Source organism: Campylobacter concisus UNSWCS, from assembly GCF_000466685.1.
Classification (GTDB): domain Bacteria; phylum Campylobacterota; class Campylobacteria; order Campylobacterales; family Campylobacteraceae; genus Campylobacter_A; species Campylobacter_A concisus_A.
The window spans coordinates 1-9,189 of record NZ_ANNG01000062.1 but is presented as its reverse complement, the minus strand read 5'-3'; the positions used below and the strand labels follow the sequence as shown (position 1 = coordinate 9,189).

General features: G+C 44.4%; 13 protein-coding genes. 8 read left to right on the top strand and 5 right to left on the bottom strand.

Annotated features, from left to right (window positions below):
- Window positions 1-91: 91 nt before the first annotated feature.
- The 5 genes from UNSWCS_RS10145 to UNSWCS_RS10120 form a co-directional block, all read right to left on the bottom strand.
- Window positions 92-718 carry a phage baseplate assembly protein V gene (locus tag UNSWCS_RS10145; protein WP_035143946.1) on the bottom strand — a complete coding sequence of 209 codons (627 nt, stop codon included), beginning with the start codon at window positions 716-718 and terminating at the stop codon, window positions 92-94.
- Entirely contained in the window at window positions 711-1,094 is a 384-nt protein-coding gene (locus UNSWCS_RS10140; protein WP_021088431.1) for a hypothetical protein, read from the bottom strand. Before UNSWCS_RS10140 ends, UNSWCS_RS10145 begins: the two co-directional genes overlap by 8 nt.
- 230 nt (window positions 1,095-1,324) lie before the next feature.
- Complete coding sequence (locus UNSWCS_RS11575) at window positions 1,325-1,687, bottom strand: hypothetical protein (RefSeq protein WP_021088425.1); 363 nt, start codon at window positions 1,685-1,687, stop codon at window positions 1,325-1,327.
- On the bottom strand, window positions 1,688-2,104 hold the full coding sequence (locus tag UNSWCS_RS10125; protein WP_035143945.1) for a DUF5675 family protein: 417 nt from the start codon (window positions 2,102-2,104) through the stop codon (window positions 1,688-1,690). It lies immediately after the preceding gene.
- On the bottom strand, window positions 2,101-2,535 hold the full coding sequence (locus UNSWCS_RS10120) for a glycoside hydrolase family protein (protein ID WP_021088426.1): 435 nt from the start codon (window positions 2,533-2,535) through the stop codon (window positions 2,101-2,103). The genes UNSWCS_RS10125 and UNSWCS_RS10120 overlap by 4 nt, the downstream gene beginning before the upstream one ends.
- 150 nt (window positions 2,536-2,685) lie before the next feature.
- On the opposite strand from UNSWCS_RS10120, the gene UNSWCS_RS10115 reads away from it, so the two are divergent.
- The 8 genes from UNSWCS_RS10115 to UNSWCS_RS10080 form a co-directional block, all read left to right on the top strand.
- The gene (locus tag UNSWCS_RS10115; protein ID WP_021088423.1) at window positions 2,686-3,138 is read left to right on the top strand and encodes a hypothetical protein; all 453 of its coding nucleotides are present in this window, start codon (window positions 2,686-2,688) and stop codon (window positions 3,136-3,138) included.
- Complete coding sequence (locus UNSWCS_RS10110; RefSeq protein WP_021088433.1) at window positions 3,129-3,977, top strand: phage protease; 849 nt, start codon at window positions 3,129-3,131, stop codon at window positions 3,975-3,977. Before UNSWCS_RS10115 ends, UNSWCS_RS10110 begins: the two co-directional genes overlap by 10 nt.
- 1 nt (window position 3,978) lies before the next feature.
- A complete protein-coding gene (locus tag UNSWCS_RS10105; protein WP_021088428.1) occupies window positions 3,979-4,305 on the top strand; it encodes a hypothetical protein in 327 nt (108 codons plus the stop codon).
- Between the two features lie 10 nt (window positions 4,306-4,315).
- Complete coding sequence (locus tag UNSWCS_RS10100; RefSeq protein ID WP_021088430.1) at window positions 4,316-5,284, top strand: major capsid protein; 969 nt, start codon at window positions 4,316-4,318, stop codon at window positions 5,282-5,284.
- Between the two features lie 118 nt (window positions 5,285-5,402).
- A complete protein-coding gene (locus UNSWCS_RS10095; RefSeq protein WP_021088432.1) occupies window positions 5,403-5,801 on the top strand; it encodes a phage protein Gp36 family protein in 399 nt (132 codons plus the stop codon).
- Window positions 5,794-6,279, top strand: a complete 486-nt coding sequence (locus UNSWCS_RS10090) for a DUF1804 family protein (protein ID WP_021088424.1) — start codon at window positions 5,794-5,796, stop codon at window positions 6,277-6,279. The genes UNSWCS_RS10095 and UNSWCS_RS10090 overlap by 8 nt, the downstream gene beginning before the upstream one ends.
- Before the next feature lie 9 nt (window positions 6,280-6,288).
- The gene (gene terL, locus UNSWCS_RS10085) at window positions 6,289-7,932 is read left to right on the top strand and encodes a phage terminase large subunit (protein ID WP_021088427.1); all 1,644 of its coding nucleotides are present in this window, start codon (window positions 6,289-6,291) and stop codon (window positions 7,930-7,932) included.
- A partial coding sequence (locus UNSWCS_RS10080; RefSeq protein WP_200862629.1) for a DUF935 family protein occupies window positions 7,929-9,189 on the top strand: 1,261 nt, incomplete at its 3' end. The genes terL and UNSWCS_RS10080, both read left to right, overlap by 4 nt.

Genomic DNA, 9,189 nt, shown 5'->3' with positions numbered 1-9,189 from the left:
CTGCCGTATTCCGGCAACATAACCCGCGAGCCAAGGGGTGTAAGCAAGATGTCTTTTATGCTTTCTTTTATATCCGCTAGATACTTTGCCATTAGTCCCTCGCTAGTCCGTTGTTGGTATGGTTGGTTAGATCACCTCTGCCGTCTCTTACGCTGCCGCCGAAACTTGCGTCGCCTCCCGTCGTTATAGACCCGGTTATTCTTACGTTTCCGTTTATCTCAAAGCTTCCGCTTGCGCCGCCGTCGCCGGCCGTGCTTATAGCGCCTTCTATGAACGTGTCGCCTAGTAGCTTGATATTTGGGCTTTTTACAGTAGTGTCGTTTGCCGTTACAGTTACGTTTTTAGCGTTTAAATTTGCGTTTTCGCAGGTTATATTTATTTGTTTCGGTGCCGCAATTTCAAGAGTAGAGCTAGCCGTATCGTAGCTCATGCTTACGCCGTCTTCAAAGCTTACGCGCACCTTTTTATCCGTCGGCTCCTCTTTGTGCGCGCTTTGGTAGAGTCCGCGAAGTATGACGCCACTGTTTAGGTTGCCTCTTACCGGCAAGACCAGCACCTGCTCGCCCGCTCTGATAGGAGAGAAGCTCACGGCAAAGGAGTTTGAAAAAGCTTGCAGCACGGGCAAAAAATCGGTAACCATAGAGCCTACGGCTACTCTTGCCTTGTCGCCGCGAACTTCGCTAATCGTTGCTACTTCTATAAAATATTCCCTACTCATCGCCGATATGCTCGCTAAATTTATTATTTTTAATAGGCCGCCTTCGTCTCACGTTTTGTTTTATCTCTTTTACGTCGTCGTGAATTTCGTTTAGTTTTTGGCGGTTTGCGCCGTTTTCGGTGCGTAGCGTTTCTACCAGCTCTCTGGTGGCGACCGTGTTGTTATTTATAGCTTCGTTGCTTCTTACGGAAATATCCACCAAAATTTCGGCGTTTTTGTTTGCGGTTTTGTTTAGTAGCCAAAAGATCACCACGAAGACGATAAAGCCGAAAATCACCATAAAGACCAAAAACTCATTCGTCCCCCAAGCTCCCGCCGAGTTGATAAGTCCCGTAGCTTCTTTAATCTCGTCGCTAAAATTTAGGCTATTTTCCATTTTATTCCTTTATCCCCAGGCATTGTTTGAGAAATCTTTCGCAATCGCGGTAATAAATAGCAATCCTCTTATCCGTCTCGAACGTGCCGTCGTTTTTTGGTTTATCGGGCATCTTGGCATTGCACCTTACGGGCACGTATTTTTCTTGGTAAATGATATGCGGCTCGCTCGCTTGAGGTTTGGCCGCACAGCCCGCAAATATCAAAGCAAATAGACAAAAAAGCAAAATCCTAATCACGAAACAGCTCCTTATATGCCGCTAGTTCCGCCTCGCAGCTTTTATCTTTGACGTAGATCTTCTTTATCCGCTCGGCCTCTTTTGACGGAGTATCGTCGATCTTTACCGCGGCGGCTTTTATAGCTTCGTTTTGTAAAGAAAGAGAGGAGTTGCAGGCGTTTAGATTATTTTTTACCGTAGCATAGTCCTTGGTCAGTCGCTCGTTTTTCTCTTTTAGATCCCCAATATCTTTATCCAAGACGGAATTTTCGCCCTCTAGCCTTGAATTTTCGAGGAACAAATTTACGCAAGCAAGACCCAAAAGCGCGGCCAACGCAAAGCCTACGATAGGAAGTTTAGTTGCTAAAAACCCCATTTAAACGCCTTTGTTTATGATTTCTACGGTTAGCGGCTTATTCTTGGCTCGCTCCATAAAGGCTTCAAGCGTCTTTTTGCTATCGTAAATTCCTCTTTCATCCGCTTTGGCGCCTATCAAAACGCAGCCTAGTGTATCTTTGGGGTAGTTTCCCGCGTGGATAAGTATACGGCGGTTTTTGCTTACCTTTTCGTTAAAAAGCGTTGCTAGAACCCGTCCGAAGCGCGGGCTATATTCCCATGCCGTCTCGTATACTCCTTGCGGCACGCGTAGATCTCGCCCCGGCGTTACGCAGTCTTCACCCGCGGGTTCAAGAGTATAGCCTGAAAGTAGCGGCTTTTCGTCCGCTTCGCGCAGTTCGAACTTTCCTATCGTACCGTCACTTATATTTTTAAAGCGCGTTATCGTTAACTTCACAATAAGCCTCCTAATACCTTTTTTGCTCTGTTTGGAGTTTGTTTCGCCCAAAGAGAGCTCATGCCGCTTTGATAGGCGGCTTCGTATTCGCCCATTCTTATATGGTGCATCGTGGTTACGAATTTTTTAACCTTTGAAACGTCTAGCTGATAGGCCATTTCTATCACCACTTCTTGGACGTTTTGCGGTTTTTCCTTTAGCCAATCAAACGTCGCAAAGACTGCAGGAGTAAGTTTTTCAAGCTTGAGTTTTAAAATTTTATCTGCGACATCTTTACTCATAGGCTCCGCCTTTCCGCCGTTTAGCGCTAGCTCGTCGGCCGTAAGCGCGGCAAGCAAAAAGCCGTATCCCACGGTAGAGTAGCCAAGAGTATCTTCATATACCTTGTTACTAAAGCCCTCGTTTTCTTTGATTTTTTCTATTAAGGTCATGGCATCCTCCAAACTTTTGCCGCAATATTACGCCATACCCGCCCCAAAATCTATCACGATTTTTTGTCAAAAAACTTTGTCAAAGTTCTGTAATAGATTTTCGGCCCAAAACAGCCCATAATTCGCACAAAAAATAATCAAAGGCGCTAAATGCTGGAAGAATTTGAAAAAGAACTTATAAATACGATTAGAGAAGTGGCCGAACCTAAAAACTCGGTGATTAGAGCGTATTTGGGCGAGTTTAACAATAAAGAAGAGATGGAGCTATTGATAAAAGGCGGCGAGAGCTTCGTATTCGTAGAGTTCGTGGATGAAAAATACGAAAACGTAGTAGAGCGAAGCGCGACATATAATATCCATATACTAGCTTGCACTTCAAACAAAAATCAAAACTACCGACAAGCCAATAAATTTAAAGCCTATGCTCTATGCGAGGCGATAGATGAAAGACTAAGAAACTCGAATTTATGTAACGAGTTTAGGATAGAGCCCCAAAGCGCTAAGGCGTCGCTAAACGATATTACAGACTATGGCTACGTTTACGTGCTCACCAGGCAGATACAAACGCAATTTTTAGAAAAGGATGAATTCTTATGCTCATAACAAAAGACTTAATCGCGCTAAAGAACGATAAAGAAGAAGTTTTAAGCGAAATTTGCCTAGCCGTAACCGGAGTTTGGCAAGGACACGCTGGAGGAACGTTTAGTATAGACGCCGCCGATATCGAAAAGATGAAACTAAATTTCGACAAGCGCAGCCTAGATATAGTGATCGACTACGAACACCAAACTTTAAGCGGGGAGATAGCGCCTGCCGCGGGCTGGATAAAAGAGCTTTTTATAAAAGACGGCGCGCTTTACGGGCGCGTAAGTTGGACGGCTAAAGCAAAGGATTTCATCAAAAACGGCGAATATAAATATCTTAGCCCAGTTTACGACTTTATGGGCGTAGACGAAAAAACCGGAGCTTGGCAGGGGTGCACGTTGCACTCGGCGGCGCTAACTAATAAGCCGTTTCTTGACGAGCTGGGCGAAGTAAGAGCAAATAAAAATTTTACTAAGGAGACGAACATGGATGATACTAAAAATCCAAAAGGCGAGCCGCAGGCTCAGACTGCTACACAAAACGGCGCGAACTATGAGGCTCAGATAGTCGAGCTTAAAAATCAGCTTGATGCCTCTAAACAAGAGGTCGCTACGCTAAAAGAACAACTGGCTCAAAGCGCGGTAGACACAGCTATTATCGCAAATAAGCTGCAAGAAAGTCAAAAGCAGTGGGCACTCAGTTACGCAAAAGCCGATTTAAATGGCTTTAAAGAGTTTTTAAAAGGCGTTACGCCGCCGCAGCAAAAAACGAGCGCGCCCGGTAACGATATGTTTGCCAACAAAAGCCAATCTGACGTAGAAATAGACGTCATTAAATTTGCATTAGGAGGAGAATAAAATGTCTAACGAACAAAAAAAGCCAAAGACTATCGGGGATGTGGTCGTAAACAAGGTGCTAGGCGTTAACGCCAAGGTAGAGACTACAAAGGTTTTGGAATGCGGAACGGTGTTATTTAGTATTAACGGCGGCGAGAGTTTTGCGGCCGTAACTAGCGACAACCAAACTACGACCATCGCAAACGCCCAGGCGGTATTCGGCGTGCTTTGCGACAACGTAGAAACCACCAAAGAAGCGGATGTGTTAGTACTTGGCGAGGTAATGCTGGAAGGCACTGCTGCGGAGCTAAAAACCGCGCTATTCAAACAAAAAATTATAGTGAGATAAGGAGATAAAAATGGATGAACTTTTAAAAAAATTTACGGTCGAGGCTATGACTGAGATCATAAATCAGACTAAGGCCGATCAAAATTTTATAACGGATACGTTTTTCAAAAAATGGACTCCGACGCTTTCCAATACCCATAACATTATCATCGAAAAAGGTGCGGGCATAATCCTTGAAAGCGTTAGCGAAAACGGAGAGCACTTGGTGACAAAAAACCCTGACCAAACCATTATTTCCGTGCCGCTTCCTCGCTTCCCACAGTATGATCCACTCCCGGCTAGCGAGATGAATTTACTAAGAACGCTCAATACCCAAAGCGAGCAGCTTAAATCATTGTCTGCGGCTATCGGCAAAAAACTAGCTAGCCAAAAGAGCAAGATCACCAACACCGTAGAGTATATGGCCATAGGCGCTATTTTCGGTAAGGTAATGGACGGCAAAGGAAAGGTGCTGTTTGAACTTAGTGCAAATAGAAAAGAGATAACTATCACGAATGCGACTAAGTTATTAGATTTATTAAGCGATATCGAGGCTGCTCAAAAAGAGGTGTTAGGCGTTGCAAAGCCGTATATCGCGTTAGTAACTAGAGAGCTTTTTGGCGAGCTACTTAAACTAGCCGAAGCCCAGGAGCTTCTAAAACTAAAATCCTGCGAAGTTGTCGATAGTAACGGAGTTTTAACTCTTAAACTTTTTGGTAAGACCTTTATGCCGTATGATGCCTCGTACAAAAATACGAAGGGCAAAGATACGAGCTACATGAGCGGCAAAAAAGGCGTAGTAGTGCCTTTGATGGACGACATCTTTGAGGTAGTTTATACGAGAGCAAACCATACGTCTGCCATCGGCAAAGCTCCGACTAAATTCTTTGCTGCGGCTCCCGAGGTGCTCGACAAAGGTATGGGCTGGGGCATAGTTAGCGAAAGTAGACCGCTTCCGATATGCAATAGGCTTGACGCGATCATCGAGCTAAAAATGTAATTTAAAAGGGCTTAGAGCCCTTTTAAATTAAAAATGACCGAATATACTAAAAAAATATTTTAAACGTTTTAACGCGCCTTTAACGCTCGTTAAAAGGCTTAAAATATTTGGAGATAAGATGGATATAACTAATGACGATTTGCTAAAAGAAGTTTCTACTAGAGAGTTGCTTGAGCTTAGCGATTTTGAAGGAAGTGGCGCCATTAATCAAGGCGTCATAGACGATAGCGTAAACGATGCCTTGGCTTATATCTCCTCTTTCATCAAACTTCCGCAAAACCCTACACCGCTATTAAAAGACATCGGCGTAAATTTGACTATTATCGAGCTAAAAAAGCGAAACAACTTCCCCAAAGAGGCGCTAAACGAACAAATAGCAAAGCTAGACGCTTTACTTTTAAAAATGGCTAGCAAAAAGCTTCCCATTACTTTAGAAGACGACAGCGCACCCAAGCTCGGCATAAGAGCGTTTAGGCACAGCGAGAAAAAAATGGACTTAAAGGATTTAAATGGCTGAAAAACCAAATATCAAAGAACTGGCTAAAGAACTTTACTTAAAAGGCTTTAGTTTAGAACGTATAGCCGAAATTTTAAACAAAACCGTAAAAACCATAAAAAACTACAAATCTCAAAACGGCGACTGGGACGAACTAAAAGCCGCAAGCTATCTAAATAAGAGCGGCGAAGATAAGCAAAACATCTATCAAAACTTCATCGAAGAGATGCGCCTTGCGGTTAAGGACATCAGAGAGAGCGAACTGCCTGCAGGCAAAAAGGCCGAGGCGCTTTCAAAAATAGGCGATAGCTTCGTCAAGATGACCAAGGTAGCAAGCTACGAAAATCCAGCGGCATACCGTCTAAGCATCGCTAAAAAGGTCATTATGCTAGTAGTCGATAAATTTAAAGACGACGAAAACAAAGAGTGTATCAAAAAACTCGTAGAGCTCATCGAGAGCGAAAAATTCGTCAAAGCTATCGAAGAACTCGACGTTTAGGGAGAATACATGCTTTTTTCAAAAGACGAACTGGATAGCTTTTTAGAGGACAGTAGAGAAACGCACAAGCAAGCCGGCGCCGTAGAACCCGAACTTAGCAAGCTCACGCGCAAAGACTTTTACGGCTGGTTAGAGGAGCTTAGCGGCGAGCTAAAAGAGCAGATACATCTAAATAGTCCTCTATCTCCCAAAGATAGGGCTGCAAGGGTAAAACGCGCCGAGCACGATTTTATGTTTTTTGCAAGGACTTATTTCCCACACTATTTTAGCATTAGCAGCTCTTGCGCGCTTCACGAAGATCTAGCGCAGATTTTTGAAGCTATGACGCAAAACGCAAGCGGAGACAAATACGCCCGTGCCGCGCCGCGCGGTCATGCAAAGACCACGTACTGCTCGCAGCTTCTTCCGCTTTGGTGTATTTGTTTTAGCAAGAAGCGCTTCATTGTCGAAATTTCAGATGCCGTGGAGCTCGTTGAGGGGTGTCTTGAAGCCATCAAAGCCGAGCTTGAGGACAACGCAAATTTAAAAATGGACTTCCCGCACGTCTGCGGCGCAAGCAAGAACTGGAAGATAGGCGAGTTCGTCTCTAAAAACGGAGTCAAGCTTAAGGCGTTTGGCTCTGGTAAAAGACTGCGCGGTGTAAAGTTCGGCGTATACCGCCCAGATCTTGTAATTCTAGACGACCTAGAAAACGACACCAACGTGCGCAGTAAAGAGCAACGCGACAAGCTCGAGGAGTGGCTAGACGAAGCGGTTTTAAATTTGGGCAGCGTAGACGGAAGTCTGGACGTGCTTTATATCGGCACCATACTTCACGCAGATAGCGTTTTAGCTAGGAAGCTCAAGCTTAAATTTTGGAATGCCAAAAAGTACCAAAGCATCGTAAATTTCCCAAAGCGTATGGATTTATGGGAGAGATGGAGCGAGCTTTACAAAAATGTTTCAAAAGAGGCTAGCGAAACGTTTTATCTAAAAAACAAAACCCTTATGGACGATGGGGCGCGGGTGCTTTGGGAGGATGCACTACCGATTTTAAAACTCATGCAAAAGCGCGCCGAAAACCTGAAATCTTTTAACAAAGAGCAGCAAAACGATCCGCGTATCGAAACTCAAATTTTCACCAAAGAGAGTATGCATTTTTACCGCGAGCTTCCGAGGTGCGATTATTTCGTGATGTATATCGACCCCGCAGGCGAAAAGAAAAAATCAGACTACACGGCGATCACGGTGCTAGGAGTGAGCAAAGCAGAAGCCAAGATCTACGTAACAGAAAGCATAGTAGAGGTCATGAAGACCAAGAATACCATCAAAGAGATCATTAGGCTTAATCAGCTCTATAAATGCCGCGTTTGCGCGATAGAGAGCAACGGCGGGCAGGAGTTTTTTAGGGGCTGGATCAGAGAAAAGGCCTTTGAGATAGGCGTTAAGCTACCTTTAAAAGGCGTGAATAATACCGCAAGCAAAGGGCAAAGAATAGAGGAGCTTGAGGTGCCTATAGAGGACGGCGAAATACTCTTTCATCAAAGCCAAAGCCTGCTTATAGAACAGCTTACGGAGTATCCCGAAGCCAAGCACGACGACGCGCCCGACAGTTTAGCGGGCGCATACGACTTAACAAAACTAAAAAAGAAAGTAAAAAGGCGCATAAGATGAACAAGAAAAGACTGAATTTTAAATACATAAAACCGAACAGAAACGATAGAATTCAGACGCCTATCGTAAAGCGCAAGAGCGCCGTTATTGCCCAAAACAGTACCCTTATAGATTTGCTGATAAATACGGGAGTTTCCAGCATTGGCGACGACGATATGGATATGATACTAGCCGATCTTACCGTTACGCAGTGCGACGTGAGCCGCAAGTCCGTGACCGAGAAAAAAGAGATCCAAATCGTTTGCGACGATGAAAAAATTAAGGACGAATTTAAAAAGATTTTTAACCCAGACGTCGTCAGCCAAATTTTAGAGACCTATCTTTACGGACTAAACGTATTTGAGATCAACTACAAAGAAAAAGAAGGTCTTGTATACCCGAGACTCGTGCAGCGCGATTTTAGGCAGTTTAAATTTAACGACGCGGGCGAGTTCGTGTTTAACGCCGGCGGAAGCGAGCAGAGTATTCCGCCTTTAAAAGTTATATACGCATTAAACAGAGCGAATTTTAGAAAGGTATACGGAGACGGGCTACTAAAAAAGCTGTATTTTCCCGTCAAGATGAAAAACGCCAGCTTGAAGTTTTGGTTTAGGTTTTTAGAAAAATTCGGATCGCCCTGGGCGATAGCAAAAACTAGCTACGAGCCCGACGAAATGGCTGCGGAAGTGCAAGCTATGCTTAGCGGCGATAGCGCGGTCATAGACACAGACGAGGAGATCACGCTGGTGCAGCCTACCTCAAACGTAGATTTTACGAGACTTCCCGCATACCTCGACAATCAAATCAGCAAGGCTATTTTAGGTGCAAATTTAGCCAGCGACGTAAAAGAAGGCAGCTATGCTGCGGCAAAGACACATAATGAAATCAGAGAGGATTTGGCCGCAAACGACGGCAAAATTTTAGTCTTCGTGATGAACAAGGCTATAAGTTTTTTTAAGGAAATCAACGGCTATAACGGCGAGTTTTATGCAAAACTATTCGACGAAGACGCTCCTAATACCGAGCGCGCTACAAGAGACAAGACGCTATACGATATGGGCTTTGCTCCGACCAAAAAATATATAACCTCTACGTATAACATCGAACTTGACGAAAGCGAGCAAGTGCATGAAAAAGACCGAAATTTAAAGGTAAATAAGCAAATATCACTATCACTCAATGAATACGCCGAGCCTGGCACGGCTCGGTGTGCTTTAGGTGGGTGCAGGGAGTTGAAAACTCCCGCTCGCAAAGACGGGCTTGGCTCGTCTGCGAAGC

Coding starts and splice junctions, on each gene's coding strand:
- UNSWCS_RS10145 (WP_035143946.1), bottom strand. CDS start 718: ATGAGTAGGGAATATTTTATAGAAGTAGCAACGATTAGCGAAGTTCGC.
- UNSWCS_RS10140 (WP_021088431.1), bottom strand. CDS start 1,094: ATGGAAAATAGCCTAAATTTTAGCGACGAGATTAAAGAAGCTACGGGA.
- UNSWCS_RS11575 (WP_021088425.1), bottom strand. CDS start 1,687: ATGGGGTTTTTAGCAACTAAACTTCCTATCGTAGGCTTTGCGTTGGCC.
- UNSWCS_RS10120 (WP_021088426.1), bottom strand. CDS start 2,535: ATGACCTTAATAGAAAAAATCAAAGAAAACGAGGGCTTTAGTAACAAG.
- UNSWCS_RS10115 (WP_021088423.1), top strand. CDS start 2,686: ATGCTGGAAGAATTTGAAAAAGAACTTATAAATACGATTAGAGAAGTG.
- UNSWCS_RS10110 (WP_021088433.1), top strand. CDS start 3,129: ATGCTCATAACAAAAGACTTAATCGCGCTAAAGAACGATAAAGAAGAA.
- UNSWCS_RS10105 (WP_021088428.1), top strand. CDS start 3,979: ATGTCTAACGAACAAAAAAAGCCAAAGACTATCGGGGATGTGGTCGTA.
- UNSWCS_RS10100 (WP_021088430.1), top strand. CDS start 4,316: ATGGATGAACTTTTAAAAAAATTTACGGTCGAGGCTATGACTGAGATC.
- UNSWCS_RS10095 (WP_021088432.1), top strand. CDS start 5,403: ATGGATATAACTAATGACGATTTGCTAAAAGAAGTTTCTACTAGAGAG.
- UNSWCS_RS10090 (WP_021088424.1), top strand. CDS start 5,794: ATGGCTGAAAAACCAAATATCAAAGAACTGGCTAAAGAACTTTACTTA.
- terL (WP_021088427.1), top strand. CDS start 6,289: ATGCTTTTTTCAAAAGACGAACTGGATAGCTTTTTAGAGGACAGTAGA.